17 protein-coding genes and 2 pseudogenes are annotated in these 21,474 nt (G+C 68.9%); 7 read left to right on the top strand and 12 right to left on the bottom strand.

Annotated features, from left to right (window positions below):
- Positions 1-62 precede the first annotated feature (62 nt).
- Complete coding sequence (locus L1O03_RS09065) at positions 63-1,898, top strand: phosphoenolpyruvate carboxykinase (GTP) (RefSeq protein WP_236119459.1); 1,836 nt, start codon at positions 63-65, stop codon at positions 1,896-1,898.
- A 134-nt stretch (positions 1,899-2,032) separates the two neighbouring features.
- Here L1O03_RS09065 and L1O03_RS09060 read toward each other — a convergent pair whose 3' ends face one another.
- Positions 2,033-3,028 (bottom strand): HtaA protein, encoded by a 996-nt coding sequence (locus L1O03_RS09060; RefSeq protein ID WP_236119458.1) that lies wholly within the window; start codon positions 3,026-3,028, stop codon positions 2,033-2,035.
- A gap of 78 nt (positions 3,029-3,106) precedes the next feature.
- Here L1O03_RS09060 and L1O03_RS09055 point away from each other — a divergent pair, with 78 nt between their 5' ends.
- Positions 3,107-3,541 carry an RrF2 family transcriptional regulator gene (locus tag L1O03_RS09055; protein WP_236119457.1) on the top strand — a complete coding sequence of 145 codons (435 nt, stop codon included), beginning with the start codon at positions 3,107-3,109 and terminating at the stop codon, positions 3,539-3,541.
- A 19-nt stretch (positions 3,542-3,560) separates the two neighbouring features.
- On the top strand, positions 3,561-4,703 hold the full coding sequence (locus tag L1O03_RS09050; RefSeq protein WP_236119456.1) for a globin domain-containing protein: 1,143 nt from the start codon (positions 3,561-3,563) through the stop codon (positions 4,701-4,703).
- Here L1O03_RS09050 and L1O03_RS09045 read toward each other — a convergent pair.
- Positions 4,700-5,518, bottom strand: a complete 819-nt coding sequence (locus L1O03_RS09045; RefSeq protein ID WP_236119455.1) for a MurR/RpiR family transcriptional regulator — start codon at positions 5,516-5,518, stop codon at positions 4,700-4,702. The two genes, L1O03_RS09050 and L1O03_RS09045, sit on opposite strands and share 4 nt — an antisense overlap.
- A gap of 23 nt (positions 5,519-5,541) precedes the next feature.
- Positions 5,542-7,137, bottom strand: coding sequence for an alpha-glucoside-specific PTS transporter subunit IIBC (locus tag L1O03_RS09040; RefSeq protein WP_236119454.1), 1,596 nt, complete (start codon positions 7,135-7,137; stop codon positions 5,542-5,544).
- A gap of 190 nt (positions 7,138-7,327) precedes the next feature.
- On the opposite strand from L1O03_RS09040, the gene L1O03_RS09035 reads away from it, so the two are divergent.
- The gene (locus L1O03_RS09035) at positions 7,328-8,134 is read left to right on the top strand and encodes an endonuclease/exonuclease/phosphatase family protein (protein ID WP_236119453.1); all 807 of its coding nucleotides are present in this window, start codon (positions 7,328-7,330) and stop codon (positions 8,132-8,134) included.
- On the top strand, positions 8,131-9,906 hold the full coding sequence (locus L1O03_RS09030) for a glycoside hydrolase family 13 protein (protein ID WP_236119452.1): 1,776 nt from the start codon (positions 8,131-8,133) through the stop codon (positions 9,904-9,906). Before L1O03_RS09035 ends, L1O03_RS09030 begins: the two co-directional genes overlap by 4 nt.
- Positions 9,907-9,940: 34 nt before the next feature.
- Here L1O03_RS09030 and L1O03_RS09025 read toward each other — a convergent pair whose 3' ends face one another.
- The gene (locus tag L1O03_RS09025) at positions 9,941-10,681 is read right to left on the bottom strand and encodes a class I SAM-dependent methyltransferase (protein WP_236119451.1); all 741 of its coding nucleotides are present in this window, start codon (positions 10,679-10,681) and stop codon (positions 9,941-9,943) included.
- A gap of 27 nt (positions 10,682-10,708) precedes the next feature.
- Between L1O03_RS09025 and L1O03_RS09020 the strand changes: the two genes are divergently transcribed.
- Positions 10,709-11,836 (top strand): glycosyltransferase family 4 protein, encoded by a 1,128-nt coding sequence (locus tag L1O03_RS09020; RefSeq protein WP_236119450.1) that lies wholly within the window; start codon positions 10,709-10,711, stop codon positions 11,834-11,836.
- A gap of 46 nt (positions 11,837-11,882) precedes the next feature.
- Here the strand turns inward: L1O03_RS09020 and L1O03_RS11680 are convergent.
- Together L1O03_RS11680 and L1O03_RS09015 are read right to left on the bottom strand one after the other, a co-directional pair.
- Positions 11,883-13,196: pseudogene (locus tag L1O03_RS11680) on the bottom strand (MmpA family trehalose lipid delivery protein); the annotation flags it as partial.
- A complete protein-coding gene (locus tag L1O03_RS09015; RefSeq protein ID WP_236119449.1) occupies positions 13,193-14,335 on the bottom strand; it encodes a porin PorA family protein in 1,143 nt (380 codons plus the stop codon). The gene L1O03_RS09015 and the pseudogene L1O03_RS11680, both read right to left, overlap by 4 nt.
- Before the next feature lie 80 nt (positions 14,336-14,415).
- Between L1O03_RS09015 and L1O03_RS09010 the strand changes: the two genes are divergently transcribed.
- Positions 14,416-15,597 (top strand): acyltransferase family protein, encoded by a 1,182-nt coding sequence (locus tag L1O03_RS09010; RefSeq protein WP_338026147.1) that lies wholly within the window; start codon positions 14,416-14,418, stop codon positions 15,595-15,597.
- A 14-nt stretch (positions 15,598-15,611) separates the two neighbouring features.
- On the opposite strand, the pseudogene L1O03_RS11565 reads toward L1O03_RS09010, so the two are convergent.
- From L1O03_RS11565 to L1O03_RS08980, 6 genes and pseudogenes are all read right to left on the bottom strand, one after another.
- A pseudogene (locus L1O03_RS11565) lies at positions 15,612-15,749 on the bottom strand (HNH endonuclease signature motif containing protein); the annotation flags it as partial.
- Between the two features lie 1,057 nt (positions 15,750-16,806).
- On the bottom strand, positions 16,807-17,742 hold the full coding sequence (locus L1O03_RS09000; RefSeq protein ID WP_236119447.1) for a substrate-binding domain-containing protein: 936 nt from the start codon (positions 17,740-17,742) through the stop codon (positions 16,807-16,809).
- A 24-nt stretch (positions 17,743-17,766) separates the two neighbouring features.
- On the bottom strand, positions 17,767-18,729 hold the full coding sequence (locus L1O03_RS08995; RefSeq protein ID WP_236119446.1) for an ABC transporter permease: 963 nt from the start codon (positions 18,727-18,729) through the stop codon (positions 17,767-17,769).
- Positions 18,726-20,273, bottom strand: a complete 1,548-nt coding sequence (locus L1O03_RS08990) for a sugar ABC transporter ATP-binding protein (RefSeq protein WP_236119445.1) — start codon at positions 20,271-20,273, stop codon at positions 18,726-18,728. Before L1O03_RS08990 ends, L1O03_RS08995 begins: the two co-directional genes overlap by 4 nt.
- Positions 20,270-21,058 carry a substrate-binding domain-containing protein gene (locus tag L1O03_RS08985; protein ID WP_236119444.1) on the bottom strand — a complete coding sequence of 263 codons (789 nt, stop codon included), beginning with the start codon at positions 21,056-21,058 and terminating at the stop codon, positions 20,270-20,272. The genes L1O03_RS08990 and L1O03_RS08985 overlap by 4 nt, the downstream gene beginning before the upstream one ends.
- The gene (locus L1O03_RS08980) at positions 21,055-21,378 is read right to left on the bottom strand and encodes a LacI family DNA-binding transcriptional regulator (RefSeq protein ID WP_236119443.1); all 324 of its coding nucleotides are present in this window, start codon (positions 21,376-21,378) and stop codon (positions 21,055-21,057) included. Before L1O03_RS08980 ends, L1O03_RS08985 begins: the two co-directional genes overlap by 4 nt.
- Positions 21,379-21,474 lie beyond the last annotated feature (96 nt).

Below are 21,474 nucleotides of genomic sequence, written 5' to 3'. Positions count from 1 at the left end.
CCACCAAATCACTACTCTGAGTGATGGAACTCCAAGGATTTTCCATCACGTCAGGAGAGAACATGAGCATTGAGATCAAGGGTCTGGAAACCCCTGCTCCCACCGAGAATGAAGAGATGCTGCGTTGGATCGCCGACGCAGTGGAACTGTTTACCCCGGAGCGCGTGGTTTTCGCCGACGGTTCCGATGAAGAGTGGAACCGCCTCGCCGATGAACTGGTCGAAGCCGGCACCCTGATCAAGCTGAACGAGGAGAAGCGCCCCAACAGCTACCTGGCGCGCTCCAACCCGTCCGACGTTGCCCGCGTTGAGTCCCGCACCTTCATCTGCTCCAAGGATGAGGACGGCGCCGGCCCCACGAACAACTGGGCCGACCCGGACAAGATGAAGGCCGAGATGACCGAGCACTACCGCGGTTCCATGAAGGGCCGCACCATGTACGTGGTGCCCTTCTGCATGGGTCCGATCTCTGACCCGGAGCCCAAGCTCGGTGTCCAGCTCACCGACTCCGCTTACGTCGTCATGTCCATGCGCATCATGACCCGCATGGGCAAGGAGGCCCTCGACAAGATTGGCCCCACCGGCGACTTCGTCCACTGCCTCCACTCCGTCGGCGCTCCGCTGGAGCCCGGCCAGGAGGACGTCGTCTGGCCGTGCAACGACACCAAGTACATCACCCAGTTCCCGGAGACCAAGGAGATCTGGTCCTTCGGCTCCGGCTACGGCGGAAACGCCATCCTCGCGAAGAAGTGCTACGCCCTGCGTATCGCTTCCGTCATGGCGAAGGAAGAGGGCTGGATGGCTGAGCACATGCTCATCCTGAAGCTCATCTCCCCGGAGGGCAAGGCCTACCACATCTGCGCCGCCTTCCCGTCCGCTTGCGGTAAGACCAACCTCGCGATGATCACCCCGAGCATCCCCGGCTGGAAGGCCGAGGTCGTGGGCGACGACATCGCCTGGCTGAAGCTGCGCGACGACGGCCTCTACGCCGTCAACCCGGAGAACGGCTTCTTCGGTGTTGCCCCGGGCACCAACTACTCCTCCAACCCGAACGCCATGAAGACGATGGAGCCGGGCAACGCCCTGTTCACCAACGTCGCGCTCACCGACGACGGCGACGTCTGGTGGGAAGGCATGGAGAACAAGCCGGAGCACGCCATCGACTGGAAGGGCCACGACTGGACCCCGGACGGCGAGAGCCGCTCCAGCCACCCGAACTCCCGCTACTGCGTCCCGATCAAGCAGTGCCCGGTCGCTGCCAAGGAGTACGACGACCCGAAGGGCGTCAAGGTCGACGCCATTCTCTTCGGTGGCCGCCGTCCCGACGCCGTGCCGCTGGTCACCCAGGCCATGAGCTGGAACCACGCGACCTTCATCGGCGCCACCCTGTCCTCCGGCCAAACCGCTGCCTCCGCTGAGGCGAAGGTCGGCTCCCTGCGCCACGACCCGATGGCCATGCTGCCCTTCATCGGCTACAACGTCGGTGACTACCTCCAGCACTGGATCGACATGGGCAAGAAGGGCGGCGACCGCATGCCGGCCGTCTTCCTCGTGAACTGGTTCCGCCAGGGCGAGGATGGCCGCTTCCTGTGGCCGGGCTTCGGCGAGAACTCCCGTGTCCTCAAGTGGATCGTTGACCGCATCGAGGGCAAGGTGGGCGCCCGCGAGACCCTCGTCGGCTACACCGCCAACGCCGAGGACCTCGACCTCGAGGGCCTGGACATCCCGCTCGAGGACGTCAAGGAGGCGCTGCGTTCGCCGGCCGAGAAGTGGCAGGGCGACCTCCCCGACAACGAGGAGTGGCTGAAGAAGCTGGGCCCGAAGGTCCCGCAGGAGGTCTGGGACGAGTTCGAGGCTCTCAAGGAGCGCATCTCGGACCGCCTCTCCAAGCAGAACTAAGAGTGTGACGACGACGGCAACCCCGGCGCCCTAAGCCGGGCCCCTGCCGCCACACCTCAGGCCCGGAGCGAGAAGCTCCGGGCCTTTCTGCGTCTTGGGGGCGGGGCGGGCCGGCGCTGGGGCCCGCCCCCGGCCTACCCGATGAGAACCGGGTCGGCGTCGTCCTCCCGGATGACGCCGAGGTCCTGGCGCGCCATGACGTCGGCGCCCACGTTGATGCCCTGGCTGACCTCGGCGGAGACCTTCCAGAGGCCATTCCCCAGCGGGGTGAGCCACGGGTCGCGCACGGCCACCTCCACGACGTTGTACTTGGCCGCGGCGGTGACGGTGCCGTGGTAGCGGCGGATGCCGTCGCCCTGGTCTGCCGCGCGGGAGAAGGTGGCGCGCCCGTCGCTCACGCCGGCGCCATCGCGGGCGCTGAGCGTCCCGCGGGTGGCCTGCACGGCGGAGGCCAGCCAGTCCGCGCGCACGGAGAGCTCATTGGTGGGGGCGGCGGGGGCGTGGGGTCCGGGCTCGGCGGAGTAGGGGAGGGGCACGAAGATCTCCTCCGCCGGGTTGACCGACCCACCCGCGGCGTAGACGTAGACGCCCCACTGGTCGCCCGGGGTGGTGGCTGGCGGGTTGACGGTGATGCGCGCGGTGAAGGAGCCGTCGGCGGCCATGGGCTGGGACTCGCGCGCGATGGAGCGGCGCATGTCGATGGGGGCGTTGGGGATGGACTCGAGCGTCCCGGCGGGCATGACCCAGGCCATCGCGGAGTGCGGGTGGGTGCGGTTCGCGGCGGGGGCGCCCTCGCTGGGCTTCCACGAGGAGGGGAAGGCGCTGTAGAGCACCCAGACGCCGTTCGGCGTGCCGGGTGGGACGGGGAGCACGAAGCCGCCGCGGTTGGCCTGCGGGTTGAAGCCCGTGCCGTGGACGAGGAGCTCGTCGCCGCGGTGGACCGGCCCGGTGACGGGGTTGCCGTCGAGGTCCGTCACGGTGATGTGGGGGTTCTCGACGGCCTCCCCCGCGGCGCTGCGGAGCAGCGGGGAATTGTCGGGGATGGTGGGCATGGCCTGGGCAGCCGGGGCGAGGAGGCTGATGCTCGCAGCTGTGGCGAGGATGAGGAGCCTGCGGGACATTCTGGTCATACCATGATGATAAACCCAGCCTTACCTTAAAAACCAAAGGCGCGAGGGGCCGGCGGGGCCGGGGCATACAATGAAACTATGCAGTTGACCATGTTTTCTGATCTCTCACTGCGCGTCATCATGTACCTCGCGGCGGGGGAGCCGGGCCGCAAGTACACCGCGGGCGAGATCGCAGAGACCTTCGGTGCGTCCAAGGCGCACGTGGCCAAGGTGGTGACGCGGCTCTCTTCGATGGGGTTAGTGAGCTCGACGAAGGGCCGCGGCGGGGGCATCGTCCTGGCGGAGGGGGCCGAGCGGGAGTCGGTGGGGGCGCTCCTGCGTGAGATTGAGCACGGTGAGGTCGTCGACTGCAGCTCCTGCGTCCTGTCCCCGGATTGTTTGCTGCGCGGGCATTTGGCCCGTGCGCAGGAGGCTTTCTTTGCCACGCTGGATCCGGTGACGATCCGCGACGTGGCGGGGCCGTCGGGGCAGGCGGTGCCGTTGGGGATTAAATCGGTATCTGGGATGCGCTAAAAGTGTTAGGGTGGGTCCCATGACTCACCCACTCACTCCTGAACAGGAACAGATCGTCCGCGACACCCTGCCCGTCGTGGGCGCGAAGATCGACGACATCACACCGAACTTCTACCGGCGCATGTTCGCCGCCCACCCCGAGCTCATCGCCCACGTTTTCAACCGGGGCAACCAGAAGCAGGGCGCCCAGCAGCGCGCCCTCGCCGCCTCGTTCGCGACGTTCGCGAAGACCCTCGTGGACCCCGAGGCCCCGGACCCGGCGGAGCTCCTCGCGCGGATCGGGCACAAGCACGTCTCCGTGGGCATCCGCGAGGACCAGTACCCCATCGTCCACACGCACCTCTTCGACGCCATCGAGGAGATCCTCACCCCGGAGGTCTTCCAGGGGCCGGTCCGCGAGGCCTGGGATGCGGTGTACCGGGAGATGGAGCGCGTCCTCGTCGACTTCGAGAACGGCATCTACGAGGAGAAGGGCGTGGCCTCCGGCGACGTCTTCCGCACGGTCCGCGTCACGCGCAAGCAGCGCCTCACCGACACCATCACCGCCTTCACCGTCGCCTCTGACGCCGACTTCCGCCCCGGCCAGTACATCTCCGTCCGCCGCACCATGGCCGACGGGGCCGGGCAGCTGCGCCAGTACTCGCTCATCGGCGCCCCCGGGCGCGGGGAGCTCTCCTTCGCCGTAGAGCGCGACGGGGAGGTCTCGCAGTCCCTCATCGACGGGCTCGAGGAGGGCCAGGACGTCGAGATCTCCCTCCCCACCGGCGACCTCGTCCTCGACGAGGAACGAGACACCCCGGTGGTGCTCGTCTCCGCGGGGATCGGCGCGACCCCGATGGCCGGCATCCTCCAACACCTCGCCGACGCCGGCTCTCCGCGCGCGGTGCTCGACCTCCACGCGGACCACAGCGAGGAGACGGACGCCCTGCGTGAACTCCGGGCGGAGGCTGTGAAGCGCCTGCCCCACGGGGCTGCGCGCACGTGGTACGCGCCGGAGCGCCTCCACCTGCGGGACGTCGACCTCCCCGAGGACGCCGACGTCTACCTCTGCGGGGGCACCGGCTTTCTCCAGGCGGCGCGGGCGGAACTCGAGGAGCGCGGGGTTCCCCGCGCGCGGGTGCACTTCGAGCTGTTCGGGCCGAACGACTGGCTGCTGGACTAGTCCGCGCGGGGGTCCGCGCCCGCGCCCGCGGCCCCGCCTCCGCTCTCCGCGCGCGCGGAGGAGTAGACGAGCAGCGACCGCGTGAGGTAGTCGAGGAGGATCGAGAGGCCGAGGAGGCTGACGAAGTCCTTCTTGTGGCGGGGCCCGAGGGCGATGGGGGTGGCCTTGTAGGTGAGGACGTGGTCGCTGGCTTGGGCGATGTAGCCGGTGGTGTGCGCGGCGAGGCAGATGACGGGGACGGAGCGGGCGCGGAGGTTCGCGAGGATGGGCTCGTAGCCGGGGGTGGCGCCGGAGAGGCTGAGGACGATGAGGACGTCCTCGGAGGTGATGGCGGTGATGCCGTTGTCGAGCTCCAGGCGGGAGGGGATGAGCACCGCGAAGTAGCCGTAGTTGATGAGCGACTTCATGAACTCCTTGGCGGCGAGGCGCTGGGAGTAGCCGGTGGCGCAGAGGTAGATGATGCGGGCGTCGTGGATGAGGCGGAGCGGGGCGCTGATGTCGGGGCCGCCCAGCAGCTCGTCGATGGTGGTGACGGTGTCGGCGCGGGCGGCGTCGAGGAGCTCGACCGTGTCGAAGGAGCTGTGGGCCCGGGAGTTCTTCACAAAGAATTTCAGCTCCGCGAAGCCGGCGAATCCGAGCTTTTGCGCAAGCCGGATGACGCTGGCCGTGGAGCTGAAGGTAGCGCGGGCGATGGTGGACACCGTGGCGTCGACGACCTCGTCCTCGTGCTGGGAGAGGTAGGTGAGGATGGTGCGTTCGGTGTCGCTCAGTGAGCCCAGGGTCCCCTGGGCGCAGGCGCGCTCGACGAGGTCCATGCTCCCAGGGTAGCCGTCGGGAATTAGGGGGTGGGGGCGGAGACCATCGATTCGAAGCGGTCGCGCACCTGGGGGACATCCATGCCGACGATCACCTGGTAGGACGTGCCTTTGCGCACGATGCCCAGGGCCCCGGCTTCGGTGAAGGGGGCGTCGGAGGCCTCGACGGCGGCCTCGTCGTGGACGGTGACGCGCAGGCGGGTGGCGCAGTTGGTGACGCTCGCGATGTTCTCGGCGCCGCCGAGGAGGCGGAGGAAGTCCTCGGCGCGCTGGGTGTAGCTGTCCGCGGGAGCGGCCCCGGCCTCCTCGCCCTTCTTCCGCGCGCGGTACTCGGCCTTGGAGTGGAAGTGGATCTCCTCGCCGTCGTCCTCGCGGCCCGGGGTCTTGAGGTTGAGCTTGAGGATGAGGAAGCGGAAGAGGAAGAAGTAGATCGCGGAGAAGCACAGGCCGATGCCGATCTGCGCGAGGTACGTGGCGTGGTGGTTGCCCCAGAGGGGGATCCAGTTTTGGAAGAGGAAGTCGATCATGCCGCCGCCGAAGTTGCCGGCCAGCCCCACCATGTACATGAGGGCGGACATGATGCCCGCGAGGACCGCGTGGATGACGAAGAGCAGCGGGGCGGCGAAGAGGAAGGTGAACTCGAGCGGCTCGGTGATGCCGATGAGCACGGCGGTGAGGCAGATCGGGATGAGCAGGGAGAGCACGGCCTTCTTGCGGCTGTCCTTTGCGGTGCTGTAGAAGGCGAGGCAGATGCCGATCGCGCCGAAGACCTTGGAGTTCCCGTGGAGGGCGAAGCCGCCGCCCGGGAAGAGGGTGCGCAGGGACTCCGTCGAGTCGGAGAAGGTGTTGAGGTTATCGATCCACGTGCGCTGGATGCCGTCGGGATAGACGGCGGGGCCGAACACGAAGGGCGAGTAGACGAAGTGGTGGAGGCCCGTCGGGATGAGGAGGCGCTCCAGGGTGGTGTAGATGGCGACGCCGAATGCGCCCGAGCTCACGAAGAAGGTCTGCATGTTCGCGATGCCGTGCTGGAGGACCGGCCAGCCGTAGCAGGTGAGCAGGGCCATCGGCATCATGAAGAGGAAGCCCACGGCGTAGACGTACTGGGTGCCCTGGAAGATGCCGAGGAAGTCGGGGAGTTTCTTGTCGAACCAGCGGTTGTGGATCCACACGACGATGGCGGAGATGACGATCGCGCCGATAATGCCCGTGTCCAGGGTCTTGATGCCCGCGATGAGCTTGAGGCCGGAGTCGCCGCCCGGCTCCTGGGTGAAGTCGACGCCGAAGTGCGGGCCGAACAGGTCGAGGAGCGAGGACACAAAGTATTGGAAGGTGAGGTACACCATCCCGGCCTCGAGGACGGCGCGCCCGTTGGCTTTCTTCGCCAGCGCGATGGGCAGGCCCAGGACGAAGAGGATCTCCATCTGGTTGAAGATCGTCCACGCGCCGGACTGCCACACTGTCCAGAAGGCGAACCACCAGGTGCCTTCGGCGGCGAGCCCGCCAACCAAATTCTCATTGAGCGCGATGACTGAAAGCCCCACCGCCAGGCCAGCGATCGCGAAGATGAGCACGGGAGCCAGCATGGCGCTCCCGAATCGCTGAATTTTTTCCATCATGGCTACGACCCCTTGTGAGCTGTGCAGGAGAAGTGATCTGGTTTGACTCTAAAACGCGCGCGGGGGCCGGCGGGCGGATTTTTCCAATCCTGTACGCATGTACAGAGCTTGTACCTCGCTCCACAACCTGTACTTTTTTACGCAGCTCAGGGCGGGTTTCCCCGGGGGCGGCTGCCCTAGCATGGGAAGCATGAAGCTGGTGACCCTCAACATGCACTCCTGGCTGGAGAGCTATCAAATCCCCAAGCTCTACCGCATCGCTGACACCATCCTCCGCGAGGGCGTCGACGTCATCGCCCTCCAGGAAGTTAACCAGTACCCCGAGACCCCGAAAGCCCCGGTCTCCCCGGGTCTCGCGTTCTCGTACTTCCGACCCATCCGCGAGGACAACGCCGCCCACCTCCTCGTGCGCATCCTGCGCGCGAAGGAACCCGAAACCCCCTGGTCCTGGGTGTGGGTGGGCACCCACCGGGGCTTTGATACGTACGACGAAGGCCTCGCGCTCATCAGCCGCACGCCCATCGAGGCCAGCCGCGACCTCAGTCACGGCGGCCACTACCTCTGGGAGGACCACCGACGCCGGCGCACCGCCGCCATCCGCACCCAGGGGCGCTGGGTGCTGAGCTCCCACTTCTCCTGGTGGCCCGCCTTCCGCAGGGAATGGGAGGCGCTGCGCCCGCAGCTGGCGGAGCTGCGCGCCGAGGGGCCCGTCATCATCGCGGGGGACTTCAACAACCCGGCCTCCGCGGTGGGGGAGGGCTACGAGCTCGTGGCGGCCGATGGCTGGCGCGACAGTTACCTCTCCGCGCGCGCGAGGGAGGGGGAGGCCACCGTCCACCGCGTCATCGACGGCTGGGACGAGGTGGGGGAGAGCCTGCGCATCGACTATGTGTGGTGCACCCCGGACCTTGATCCGCTCAGCTACCGCGTCCTCTTCCGCGACGACACCGACCACGCTGTTTCTGACCATTCCGGCATTCTTGTGGAGATCTCATGAATCACGACACGCACACCCCCGCGGCCGCGGGAACACCCGCGGCGGGAGGCCCCGCCCCCGCCCCCGCCCCCGCCCCCGACTTCCGTCGTTCCGTCGTCTACCAGGTCTATCCGCGCAGTTTCGCGGACTCGAATGGTGATGGCATCGGCGACCTCCGCGGCATCACGGAGCACCTCGACCACATTGCGGGGCTCGGGGTGACGGACATCTGGCTGTCCCCGGTGTACGCCTCCCCCAACGACGACAACGGCTACGACATCTCCGACTACCGCGCGATCATGCCGGAGTTCGGGACGCTGGAGGACTTCGATGAGCTCGTCGCGGCCGCCCGCGAGCGGGGGATGCGGATCATCATGGACCTCGTCGTCAACCACACCTCCGATGAGCACGAGTGGTTCCGCCAGTCCCGCTCCTCCCGCGAGAACCCCTACCGGGACTACTACATCTGGCGTGACCCCGCCGGGTTCCGCGACGACGGCACCCCGATCCCGCCCACCAACTGGGTGTCCTGCTTCTCGCCGTCGGCGTGGGAGTGGGACGAGGCGACCGGGCAGTTCTACCTGCACTTCTTCTCGACGAAGCAGCCGGACCTCAACTGGGAGAACCCCCGCGTGCGCGAAGAAGTGTATGCGCTCATGCGTTTCTGGCTGGACCGCGGGGTGGGCGGCTTCCGGATGGATGTCATCAACGCGATCAGTAAGGGCGAGGAGTTCGTCGACGATCCGCGCGTTAGCGCGGGCGGGCGGGAGTCCTCGCTCTACCTCGTGGCGAACGGGCCGCGGGTCCACGAGTTCCTGCAGGAGATGCGGCGCGAGGTGCTCGACCACTACGACACGATCACCGTCGGGGAGACGCCGGGCACCACCGTCGAGGACGGGTTGAAGTACGCGGGCTTCGCGCGCGGAGAGCTCAACATGGTCTTCACCTTCGAGCACATGATGCTCGACGGCAATCCGGAGGGCTATGGCAAGTGGTGGGACGGCCGGGTCTCGCTGCCGGCGTTGAAGCAGAACCTCGCGCACTGGCAGAAGGGGCTCGAGGGGCGGGCGTGGAACTCGCTGTACTGGAACAATCACGACCAGCCGCGCGTCGTCTCCCGATTTGGCGATGACCGGCCGGAATACCGGGTGCGTTCGGCGGCGATGCTCGGCACGGTGCTGCACATGCTGTGCGGGACGCCGTACATCTACCAGGGGGAGGAGATCGGGATGACGAATGTCGCCTTCCCCGAGCTCTCCGACTACGACGACATCGAGCAGCGCAACGCCTACCACCAGTACGTCACCGACGGCGGCATCTTCACCCACGAGCAGATGATGCGCTACATCGCTCACCGCGGGCGGGACAACGCCCGCACCCCCATGCAGTGGGATGCGAGCGAGAACGCCGGCTTCACCAGCGGCACCCCGTGGCTCCGCGTCAACCCCAACTACCCGGACATCAACGCGGCCGCCGACCGCCCCGACCCGCACGGCGTCTACCAGCACTATCGCCGCCTCATCGAGCTCCGCCACCGCCACGAGGTCATCATCTCCGGCGACTTCGAGCTCCTCGACCCCGAGGACCCGCACACCTTCTCCTACGTGCGCCGGCTGGGCGAGCAGACGCTGCTGGTCACTGCCAACGTCAGCGACGAGGACCGGGCGCTGCCCTTCCCGGTGCCGGAGGCGTCGGGCCCCTTCACGCTGCTGAACAGCAACGTCGACCCCGCCCCCGAGGCCCCCGACCAGCCGCTTCGCCCCTACGAGGCGCGCATCTGGCTCGCCGGGTAGCGGGGGCTAGCGGGGGCTAGCCGGGCTCGCGGCGCTAGTGGCGCCGCAGCACGAGCACGAGGTTGCTCACCGCGAACTCTCGGAGCAGCGGGACGCGCACGAGCCACCACGCCCACCAGGGGTGGTAGCGCGGGAAGGCGAGGAGGAGGTCGGCGTCCGGCTGGGCGCGGCCCCACCGGAGGCCCTCCGCGCACGAGACGTCGAAGAGCGATGTGCCGAACACGTTCTTCGGCGGGTGCCCGTGGCGGCGCGTGTAGCGGTCCCGGGCGAAGGCGCCGCCCACGTAGTGCGGCCACAGCCCCGTCTCGTGCCCGCCGAACGGCCCGAGCCACACCGTGTAGCTCAGCACCACGAGCCCGCCCGGCCGCGCGACCCGGATCATCTCGCGCCCCATGTCCCACGGCCGGGGCACGTGCTCGGCCACGTTGCTCGAGTAGACGACGTCCGCGCACCCGTCCCGCAGGGGGAGGGCCATGCCGTCGCCGCGCACCGAGGCGGGCACCTCGATGCCCGCGGCGGACATCTCCCCGGCGTCGGGCTCCACCGTCACGTAGTGCGCCCCGCGCGCGGAGAACTCACGGTGGAAATACCCAGGTCCCCCTCCGATGTCGACGACGGTCTTATCCCGCACACCCCCGGCGAGGATCTCGATGAGCTGTGCGGTGTCGGCCGCGAGGGGCCCGTAAAAGCGGGCGGGATCCGTCTGCTCGAAGCGGAACGACGCGAGCAACCGCAGCGAGCGCCCCAGCGAAGAAAAGCGCCGAAATGTATCCATAGCGTTCACCAGGATAGTGTGGACCCAGTGAAGATCCTCCTCCTCTGCTGGCGCGACACCACCCACCCCCAGGGCGGTGGCAGCGAGCGCTACCTGGAGCGCGTCGGCGAATACCTCGCCGCCCACGGCCACGAGGTGATCTACCACACCAGCCGCCACACCGACGCCCCCCGCCGCAGCGAGCGCCGCGGCGTCCACTACCACCGCGCCGGCGGCAAGTTCACCGTCTACCCGCGCGCGGTGGGCCGATTACTCCTCGCGGCCGTGGGCCTCGGGCCGCTCGCGGGGGTCGACGCGATCATCGACACCCAAAACGGCATCCCCTTCTTCGCGCGCGCGGTGAGCCGACGCCCCACCATCCTCCTCACTCACCACTGCCACCGCGAGCAGTGGCCGGTGGCCGGCCCCGTGATCGCCCGCCTCGGCTGGTTCCTGGAATCCCGCGCCGCCCCCGCGATCTACCGCGGGGCGCCCTACATCACCGTCTCGACGCCGAGCGCCGAGGAACTCGTCGCCCTCGGCGTCCGCCCCGAGGACATCCACATCATCCGCAACGGCGTCGACCCCGTCCCCGCGCGCGTGCCGACGCTCCCCCGCGAGGCGCCCATCCACATGATCACGCTGTCCCGACTCGTGCCGCACAAGCAGATCGAGCAGGCGATCGACGTGGTGGCGGGGCTGCCGGACGCCCACCTCGACATTGTGGGGGACGGCTGGTGGGCCGAGGAGCTCTCCGCGCGCGCGGACAAGTCCGGCGCGAGGGAGCGCATCACCTTCCACGGCCAGTGCAGCGAGGCCTTCAAGCACGCGCTCCTCGCCCGCGCCGACATCCACCTCATGCCCTCGCGCAAGGAGGGGTGGGGGTTGGCCGTCGTCGAGGCGGCGCAGCACGGGACGCCGACGATCGGCTACCGCAGCTCCGGCGGCCTGCGCGACTCCATCGTCGACGGGGAAACCGGGCTGCTTGCCGACACACCCTCCGAGTTCGCCCGCCTCATCCAGCGGCTCCACGACGACCCCGCGGAGCGCCGCCGCCTCGGGGAGGCCGCCCGCGAGCGGGCACGCGCCTATTCGTGGGCCGCCACCGGCGAGGCCATAGCGCAGCTGCTGGAAGAACACACCACAACCCGAGGGCCCCGAGCCCGACGCCCCTAGCCGGCGCCGCGGCCCCGGTGCGCGCGAGGACCTCCCCCGAGGCCGACGCCACGACGCCGACCCCCAGCCGCTCGAGCTCCGCCATGTCGCCCCGCTCCCACGCGCGCACAGAGAGCCCATAGCGGGGATTCAGCCTGTCCGTCTCCCGCCCGTCGACGGCGAGCGCGCCGGGCTCGACGAGCGCGGTGGCCTTCGACCACGGCTGCGCCACCGGCCGCCCGGCGACCTCCGCGATGCTGCCGACCCCCGGGATGAGGACCTCGCGGCCCTCGCCGATGTCGCTCACGGGCAGGGAGCGGACCGGCGGGGCGAGGGGGCGCAGCGCGGCCGGGGCGTCGGGGACTTGGAGGAGCGCCAGCCCGATGAACGCGCCGGCGACGTCGGCTCTCCGCGCGCGGGCGGCGGCCATCACGTACCCGGGCAGCGCGAGCCCGAGGAGTTTGTGGGAGTCGCGGAGCAGCCCGGCGCCGGGGAGGTGCTCCACCGCCCACCCGAGGGGCGCGTGCATCACGAGGCTGAGCAGCGCGCCCCCGAGCCCCAGCGCAACGAGAACGCGCACCCCGGGAGGGCATCGCCTCAACCCCACGAGCAGCACCACCCCGAGCACGACCCCCGCCAACGCCCATGCCGATTCCCTCGACGCCGGCACCGCCTCGCTGTTCCATATCCCCCCGAGCCCGAGGAGCGCGCCGACCACCCCCGCGGGCCCCTCCGCGCGCGGGGCGAAGGCCTCCACCGACGCCGCCGGCACGAGGGCGCCGCCTCCGGAGGACGCCACCAGAGAGCCCACAAGCCAGGGGGCCCAGCACACGACGGACGCCGCCCTCACCCACGCGCGCGAGGGCATGCAGAGCAGGGCGATGCTGGCGAAGATCGCCCCCGTCGGGGTGAGGGAGGCCCCCCATGCGCACAGCAGTTGCGCGCGGGGATGACCACGCATGCCGACCCACAGCATCGGGATGAGAAGCCACACGCCCACGACCAGCGACCAATGCCCCTGGAGGAGCCTCTCCACAACGAAGGGATTCCACACCGCCACCGTGGCGGCGGCCGCCCCGGTCAGTGGGCGTTCGGCCAGCCCGACGGCGGCCCACGCCGCGAGCGCGGCGGCGAGGAGGATCACCGCGCGCGCGGCCCACGACGCATCCATCACCATCCCGATGAGCGCGAGCACCCCATCCTGGGGCGCGGTGCGCGCGGGGCCGTCGCCCACCCCAAGCGCCGATGGCGTGAGCGCCGGATGGGGCAGCACCACCATGTCGCGGAGAAGGAGCGGCCCGGGGTGGGCGAGCGGGAACAGCAGCACTCCCACGAGGAGCGCGCACCACGCGCCGAGGAGGAGCTCCCGCCACCTACTCATCGTTGGCGGAGTGCCCTCTGTCCGCGCACGCGGACAACCACCATGAGAATTGCGACGACGGCGATCGCGGCGTTCGACACGACGGAGATCCACTGGAAGAAGCGCAGGGTGTGGAGCTGGTGGGCGGCGTTGTCGCGTTGCTGTTGGACGGTCTGGTCGTCCCAGCGCAGCGTGGTGGCGAGCACCGTGCGGTCGGGGTTGAGCGACTTCCCGGCGTGCCAGGCGGCGGCGTCGTCGGCGGCATCCTGGTCGGAGGCTGCGAGCACGATGAGGACGTTATCGACGGTGTCGATGATCCCACCCGACTTGGGCTCCACCCACACCTTGCGGTCGACGGAATAGTACGGGTGGACGCGCACCGGCTCGGATGCGGAGAGCCCTCTCTGCGCGCGTTCTTCCGCTGTGTACAGCTGTGTGGCTGGCAGCGTGCGTTCGAGGTGGAGGATGGCCTCCTGCTGGTCCTCGGGGAGCTCTGATAGCCGATGCCGCCGATCCCCCGTGACAGTCTCACCCACCTGCTCCGGTTGCGTCCGCGCGCGGACGCCCGCCTCCACGAGGTTGACGGGGTTCACGCGTTGGTGGAAAAGGTAGGTGCGTAGGCCGGCGTGCTCGTCGCGGTCGACGTAATCAAGCGGGGTGGGGCGTTGGGCGATGGGGTCGAAGTAGTCGAAGGAGCGGCGCTCCGCCTCGGCGGGGAAGAAGTACTGAAGGCCTTCCCGGATGAAGGCGTCGCTCGCGATGGTCGTGCCCATGCCGGGCAGCTCTGCGGTGACGGTGCTGGTGGGGTCAGCGATGGGGAAGGCGGAGCGACGGATGAGGTCGATGGAGTCATCGAAAATGAGCGCTGGGCGCTCGTCCAGGCTGACCTCCCTGCGCGCGGAGAGGTGTACGTGCTTGCGCTTGTCGGCTGGCGACGTCTGCAGGTGCGTCGTCGACGTGATGGTGTGCGACTGGCCGAGCACGATGGCATCGGTGGGCGTGGTGGTGAACGTTTCGTCTAGGGACGTCGAGAGCGGGCGCATGAGGAAAATGATGAGCTGGGGAAGCAAAGATCCCACGAGGAGGAGCGCCACAATCACCCCGAGCAATTTCAGAAGCGTTCGCCGCATCCGGCGGTTGCCGAACATGCGTCGCCGCAAACTTGCACCTTGAGCGGTACTTCCAGCCACGGGTTTACCTCCAGGTAGGCTCAGAGCAACGCCGCGCGCACAGAGAACGAGTGGAAGGGAGACCTGCGTTGCCCACGGGAACATCCTACGCAACGGGGTTCAAACCCACGTTGGAGGGTCTGCGCGCGGTAGCGGCTTTCGGGATCATGGCAACGCACGTGGCGTTCCAGACGGGGATCGACCCGGCCACCGCGCCCGGGGCAGTCCTGGCCCGGTGTGACTTCTTCGTCGCCGTCTTCTTCGCTCTCTCCGCTTTCGTGCTGTGGCGCCGATACCGCGGCGGCATGAATACCTGGGAGTACTATCTCAAGCGCCTCGCGCGGATCCTCCCCGCGTACGTGTGCCTGTGCGCCGTCGTGCTCCTCTGCACGGGAGCGCCCGCGGGGAAGGCCCTCGCCACTCTGACGCTCACGCAGATTTACCTCCCCAACAGCCTCCTCCCCGGTCTCACGCACGCGTGGTCTCTCAGCGTGGAAATGGCCTTTTACCTGGTTCTCCCCCTCTTCGTCGCTCTCCTGGGGAGGTGGCGTCCGCGGTGGCGAGTGCTGGGGATCCTGGTTCTCGCGGGGGTGGGGCTGGCCTGGGCGTGGGTGCCGCTGCCGGATCTCTCGCGCGCGGGGGTGAACACGCAGCTGTTTCCGCCGTCGTGGTTGCCGTGGTTCGCGGTGGGGATGCTCGCGGCAGAGGCCGAGGCGGCGCTGCGCGGGCCTGTGCTGAGTCGGCGGTGGCGCTGGCTGTGGTGGCTCGGGGCTGGCGCGGTGGCGTGGGTGGCGGGTCAGGAGTGGTTCGGCCCGCTGGGGTTGGAGCACCCCTCGCCGGCAGAGTTCACGAGGAGGGTCCTCGCCGGCACGCTGTTTGCCGTGCTCATCCTCGTGCCGTACGCGCTGGGGGAGCCCTCGCGCGCGTTGGAGTCACCGCTCATGCGGGCTCTCGGGCGGTGGAGCTACGGGATCTTCCTGTGGCATGTGGCGGTGCTGATGGTGGTGTTCCCGGTGCTGGGTGTTCCGTACTTCCGCGCGCGGTGGACGGACTTCCTCCTCGTCGGAGTGGTGTGCGCGGTGGTGAGCGTCGTGCTGGCGGCGACGAGTTACGTGGTGGTGGAGTCGCCGGTCGTCGCGAGGCTCAGGGAGATGCCGTTGAGGTCCTCGACGGGCAGTCGGCTGACGTGCGTGGAGCCGTCGGGGGAGCGCCAGGTGAAGCGGCCGTCCTCGGTGCGCTCGAGCACTCCGTGAAGGTCCCCGACCTTGGCGTGGCAGGAGGAGCACAGCAGCCCGAGGTTGTCCATGGAGGTCGTGCCGCCCTTGTGCCATTCGTGCAGGTGGTGGGCCTCGGCGGAGAGCGCCGACCGGGAGCAGTTCGGCGCCGCGCAGACGACCTGCGACATCACCTGCGCCGCCTTCTGCGCGGGGCTGAACCGGCGCGCGATCCGCTGCAGATCCATGACATGGTGATCGCCGCCGACGACGACCGCCCAGCCCTCGTCGGCCAGGGTCATGGAGACGTACTCGGAGAGGGGGAGCATGGCGCCGTCGGTCGTCGCGAACCAGCTGCGCCCCTTGTCGTCCTCGATGAGGCGTTCGCGGTTGAGCTCGGGCACGGTGATGATGACGGCCGGCTGGTGGACGATGGATTCCATCGGCGTTTCCTCGCCGTCCGTCCGCGCGCGCAGAGAGCCGCTGATCAGTTGCTCGAGCGCGATGAACTTCGCTTCCTCGAAGCGTTGCCCCTCCTCGCGCTTCCAGATCTTCTTGGCCAGGGTGGTGACGCGGGCGTCGATGCGGCAGATCCGCACGTCGGGGCCGGAGATGGTGATGCGACGGGAGCCGTCGGCGCCGGCCGTCGCCGAGCAGTGGTAGGCCGGCCGGGGTTTGGGCTGGTCGGGGAGTGAACGGCGGAGATCGCGCGTGAGGTGGTCGCCGCGGGCCTTGAGCTCGGCCAGCGTGGAGCTCATCGCGTGCGACACGAGCTCCGAGCGCAGCTTCTCGCGCTGCCGCCGATACTTCCGGGGGATCTTCCGCACCATCACGCCGACGATGACCAGCCGCGTGAAGTCGACGCGCTGCTCGCGGCACGCCTCGATGGTCTCCTCGCGCAGGGCGCGGGCCGCCGGATCCGTGGGGCCGAAGAGATCGACCGCCGTGCGGACGAAGCGGCCTGCGTCGGCGAGGGTGATCGGCAGCAGGGCGGCAAGCTGCGTGACCGCGGCCTTCTCGGAGCTCGAGCGCACGAGCTCGTAAATCTCCTCAGCCAGCTCAATCCCGTGGGAGAGCAACTCCGCGTAGCGATTCAAGAACGTCATGCGAGGAAAACTACGGGCGCGCGCCGCTGCCCGCACCCGCGCGCGGAGAGCCTCTGTGGATAACGAGAGTTATCCACAGAAAGAGCCTCCCCGGGCGGCTCCTCCTTGCGGGGCGAAGGGGGAGGTGCTAGGGCGGCTCGCCCTACTCCGCGAACTCCGAGATGTTCCTCCGGTCAACCGTCACGACGGGCACGGGGACGACGTCAGCGATGCTTTTCCCCTCCAGGAGGAGCTTCGCCTGCGACACGGCCTCCGCGCCCAGCGCGCGCGGCTGCTGGGCGATGGTGGCCGTCATCGTGCCGGCCTTGACGGCGGCTAAGCCCTCGGCGGTGCCGTCGAACCCGACGATCGCGATGTCCTTCCCCGCGCGCGGGCCGGCGGCCTCGATCGCGCCGAGCGCCATCTCGTCGTTCTCCGCGAAGATGCCGACGATGTCCGGGTTGGACTGCAGGAGGTTCGTGGCGACGTCGAGGCCCTTCGTGCGATCGAAGCCCGCGGTCTGTTGCGCGACGACCTCAATGCCCGGATAGGTGGCGATCTTCTCGCGGAAGCCCGCGCCCCGGTCGCGCGAGGCGGAGGTGCCCGGCGTGCCCTGCACGATGACGATCTTGCCCTTCCCACCGATGGCCTCGGCCATCGCGTCGGCGGCCTGTTTGCCGCCGGAGATGTTGTCGCTCGCGACGTACGAGGTGAGCCGCCCGCCGTTCGACGCCCGGTCGAGCGCGATCACGGGGATGTCCGCCTGGTTGAGCGCGACGACCGAGTTCCCCACCGCGTCCGAGTCGACGGGGTTCACCAGCATGACCCCCGGCTTCGTCGTGAGCGCGTTGCCGAGCTGATCGGCCTGCTTGAGGGCGTCGTCGCCGGCATCCTGCACGTTGAGCGTGATCCCGAGCTCCCCCGCGCGCTCACGGGCACCATCCCGGACCTGGACAAAGAAGGGGTTCGTTTGCGTCGACAGCGCGAGGGTGACGTCGTGGCCGGGGGCGTCCGTATTCCCGACGGGGCACCCGGCGTTCGCCGCCACGGCGATCGCGATCACCACGGCCGCCCCCGCGCGCGGAGAAGTGTTCATCATGTTCATGGGTTCTTCTCCTCGCCCCTACTGCGCGATGGTCTTGTTGCGGATGACATCGAATCCCACGGCGGCAGCGATGACCAGGCCGATCACGATCTGCTGCCAGAAGGAGGACACGTTGAGCAGGTTGAGCCCGTTGCGGATCACCGCCAACAGCAGCGCTCCCACGAATGTGCCCCACGCGCCACCACGGCCGCCAGAGAGCGACGCCCCACCGATGACGACCGCCGCGATGGCGTCGAGCTCATAGCCGGTGCCCGCGTTGGGCTGGGCGGAGGAGAGTCGCGCCGTCATGACGAGGCCCGCCCACGCGGCGAACAGGCCGGAGAGCGCGTACACACTGATGAGGATCCTGCGCACGGGGAGGCCGGACAGGCGGGCGGCGTCGAGGTTGCCGCCGATCGCGTACATCGAGCGGCCGAGCACCGTGCGCGAGAGCACGAACCAGCAGATGAGCCCGGCCACGAGCATCATGATTATGGGCATCGGGAGGGGGCCCAGGTCCGTGCCCATCCAATTCACGGACTCGGGGCTCGCGGCGGGGGAGCCCTCCGAGATCACGAGCGTCAACCCGCGCGCGATGGACATGAGCGCCAGCGTCGCGATGAACGCCGGCAGCTTCCCGTACGCGATCGACAGCCCCGCGATGACGCCGGCGAGCAGCCCCGTGAGGAAGCCCGCGATGAGCGTCAGCCACCCGGGGAGGCCCATCTCCGACCAGCTGTAGGCCGCTACCATCCCGCCGAGCGCCGCCACCGCGCCCACGGAGAGGTCGATGCCGCCCGTGACGATCACGAACGTCATGCCAAAGGCGATGATCGCCACCGTCGCCGCCTGGACGCCCACGTTGATGATGTTCGTGAACGACAGGAAGGACGGCGACGCGATGGCCAACACAATGATGAGAACGATCAGGCCGACAAGCGCGCCATTATTGAGCATCCACTCTTTGACGCTCACTGTTCTAGTCCGGGTGCGGGTGCTCATGATTGGGGGCTCCTTGGGGTGGAATCGGAGGGGGAGGGAGAGGAAGAAGAGGTCGTGGTCGCGGGATCCGCGTGCGCGACGGCGAGAGCCATGACGTCGTCCTGGGAGGCGGTGGGAGGAAGCTCCCCGGCGATCCGCCCGCCGGACATCACGAGGATGCGGTCAGACATGCCGAGCACCTCGGGGAGATCCGAGGACACCATGAGGACGGCTCCCCCGCGCGCGGTGATGGCGTTGATGATGGTGTAGATCTCGACCTTCGCGCCGACGTCGACGCCGCGGGTCGGCTCGTCGAGGAGGAGGATCTCCGAGCCGGCCATCACCCACCGGCCAAACACCGCCTTCTGCTGGTTACCTCCCGACAGGTTGATGACGTCCTGGTCGATGCCCGCCATCCGGATCCGCAGCTTCTCGGCGACCTCCATCGCGCGGGCTCTCTGCGCGCGGAGAGCCGCCATGCCCCACCGGGACGACGACCGCAACGTCGCCAACCCGATGTTGCTCCCCACGGACGCCTCCAGGATGAGGCCTTGCGTCTTGCGGTCCTCCGGGACGTGGCCGACCCCCTGCGCGATCGCGGCGGCGACGTCCCCGCGGGGCAGTCGGGTGTCTTTCACGACGACCTGGCCGGAGTCGTAGCTGTCGGCCCCCGCGATGGCACGGATGAGCTCCGTGCGCCCGGCGCCCACCAGGCCCGCGATGCCCACGACCTCCCCCGCGCGCACGGTGAGGGAAATGTCCGAAAACGCGCCCTCCCGCGAGAGGTTCTCCACGCGCAGGAGAGGCGGGCCCGGGACCCCGCGCTCCCGCGGGTACTGGTTCTCGATGTCGCGGCCCACCATGAGGGACACGAACTCCGCCTCCGGGGTGGTGGGCGGCACCTCCGCGACGAGGCCGCCGTCGCGGAGGACGCTGACGGAGTCGGCGATGCGGGCGATCTCCTCGAGGTGGTGCGAGATGAACACCATGCCCACGCCGCGCTCCTTGAGGGAGGTCATTACGCGGAAGAGTTGCTCGACTTCGGTGGTGCTCAGCGCGGCGGTGGGCTCGTCGAGAATGAGGATGCGCGCGTCCATGGAGAGAGCCTTAGCGATCTCCACGAGCTGCTGCTTCGCGATCCCCAAGGCGCCCACCGTCTCGTCGAGGTCCACTTCCAGCCCGATGAAGTCCACCGCCTCCTGGGCCTTGCGGCGCAGGGCGGCGAAGTCCACGAGTCCTCCGCGCGCGGGGGTGCGGCCCAGCATGATGTTTTCCGCGACGGACATCGTCGGCACCAAATTGAGTTCCTGATAAATGGTGGCGATGCCGTGCTGCTCCGCGGCCTTCGTCGTGCGCAGAGGGGTCTCGTGCCCGTCGATGAGGATCTGGCCGGAGTCGGGCTGGTGGACGCCCGCCATCATCTTGATGAGCGTGGATTTCCCCGCGCCGTTCTCTCCGAGCAGCGCCTGCACCTTGCCGGCATGGACCGCGAGGGACACGTCCTCGATGACCGTGACCGGCCCAAAGGACTTGCTGACATGTCTCAGCTCCAACAATGCGCTCATACTTCACCTCCTGTGTCGGTGGATTCGCGTTCGATGAGTGTGGTGGTGGTTCGTAGGTGCCGACGCCCACCCGGAGGCCCTTTCTCCATGAGTTGGAGGAGGAGCCCGAACGCCAGGGAGGCCATGGCGTCGGCGTGCTGGTCGATGATCGTGATCGGGCGCGGCTGCAACTCGAAGGCCGGGTGCGGGTCAAACCCCACCACCGCGATGTCCTCCGGGATGCGCAGCCCCTGCCCGTGGCACGCGCGGAGAACCCCGACCGTCATCATCGAATCCCCCGCGAACAGCGTGCGGACCCCCTGCCGCAGCAGCGCCTCCGCCCCCTGCACGCCCTGCTCCTCCTGATAACCGCCGTGATAAATGTGCTGCGGCGGCAGGCCGACGGCCGCCACGGCGGCGGTGAGCGCGTCGAGGCGCTCCCGGCCCGTCGACGTGTCGAGCGGCCCCGAGAGATAACCAATCGGCGTGAGCTCTCTGCGCGCGAGGAGCTCCACGGCCGCCGACACCCCGGGCACCGGATCCGACGTGACCGCCGGCAACGCCGACCCCGGCAGCGACCGATCGATGAGCACTACCGGCATCGCCGAGGCCACGTCCTCCACCGCCGCGCGAGACTCCTCCAGCGGAACGCACAAAAGCCCATCGATGCTGTGCTGGCTCAGCCCGCGCACGAGCGCGTCGAGCGTGGCGGGGTCCTCGTTGGACGTGAGGACGATCGTGTGGAGGCCGACGGCGAGGGCCTCGCGCTGGACCGCGGTAGCAAGGGAAGAGAAGTAGTGGTTCACGAGGCTCGGGACGATGACCCGATCGTGCCGCTGCTCTGCCGCTGCAACGCCCGGCCGAGCGCGTTAGGGCGGTAGCCGAGCTCCGCAGCCAACGAGTGGATCCGCGCGCGAGTGGCCGGCGAGATGCCGGGCTGATCGCGGAGGGCGCGTGAGGCCGTCGATGTCGAGACGCCGGCGATCTCCGCGAGCTGCTTGAGCGTCAGGCCCATAACGCGGCCCTCCGCCCCGCGCGCGCGGAGAAGCGGGCGCGAAGCGCCAGGTGGGGCGCGAATGCAAACGTTTGCATAGCGCTCATCGTAGTTCGGGAGTGTGATGTGCACAATGGCAAGCGACTGTATGTTGCACAGAGCGCCCCGTAGAGGGGGTAGCTCTCCGCGCGCGGAGGACGACGACGGCGCCCCGCCCCCTCCCCGCCC

The organism is Corynebacterium uropygiale (assembly GCF_021568315.1).
Taxonomy (GTDB): domain Bacteria; phylum Actinomycetota; class Actinomycetes; order Mycobacteriales; family Mycobacteriaceae; genus Corynebacterium; species Corynebacterium uropygiale.
The sequence above is the reverse complement of the archived record's forward strand: the minus strand, read 5'-3'. Positions and strand labels throughout refer to the sequence as shown.

Bases quoted from the DNA above. Each gene is read 5' to 3' on its own strand.
- L1O03_RS09050 (WP_236119456.1), top strand. From the start codon at position 3,561: ATGACTCACCCACTCACTCCTGAACAGGAACAGATCGTCCGCGACACC.
- L1O03_RS08995 (WP_236119446.1), bottom strand. From the start codon at position 18,729: ATGAGCACCCGCACCCGGACTAGAACAGTGAGCGTCAAAGAGTGGATG.
- L1O03_RS09000 (WP_236119447.1), bottom strand. From the start codon at position 17,742: ATGATGAACACTTCTCCGCGCGCGGGGGCGGCCGTGGTGATCGCGATC.
- L1O03_RS08990 (WP_236119445.1), bottom strand. From the start codon at position 20,273: ATGAGCGCATTGTTGGAGCTGAGACATGTCAGCAAGTCCTTTGGGCCG.
- L1O03_RS09025 (WP_236119451.1), bottom strand. From the start codon at position 10,681: ATGGATACATTTCGGCGCTTTTCTTCGCTGGGGCGCTCGCTGCGGTTG.
- L1O03_RS09045 (WP_236119455.1), bottom strand. From the start codon at position 5,518: ATGGACCTCGTCGAGCGCGCCTGCGCCCAGGGGACCCTGGGCTCACTG.
- L1O03_RS09040 (WP_236119454.1), bottom strand. From the start codon at position 7,137: ATGATGGAAAAAATTCAGCGATTCGGGAGCGCCATGCTGGCTCCCGTG.
- L1O03_RS09035 (WP_236119453.1), top strand. From the start codon at position 7,328: ATGAAGCTGGTGACCCTCAACATGCACTCCTGGCTGGAGAGCTATCAA.
- L1O03_RS09030 (WP_236119452.1), top strand. From the start codon at position 8,131: ATGAATCACGACACGCACACCCCCGCGGCCGCGGGAACACCCGCGGCG.
- L1O03_RS09055 (WP_236119457.1), top strand. From the start codon at position 3,107: ATGCAGTTGACCATGTTTTCTGATCTCTCACTGCGCGTCATCATGTAC.
- L1O03_RS09065 (WP_236119459.1), top strand. From the start codon at position 63: ATGAGCATTGAGATCAAGGGTCTGGAAACCCCTGCTCCCACCGAGAAT.
- L1O03_RS09060 (WP_236119458.1), bottom strand. From the start codon at position 3,028: ATGACCAGAATGTCCCGCAGGCTCCTCATCCTCGCCACAGCTGCGAGC.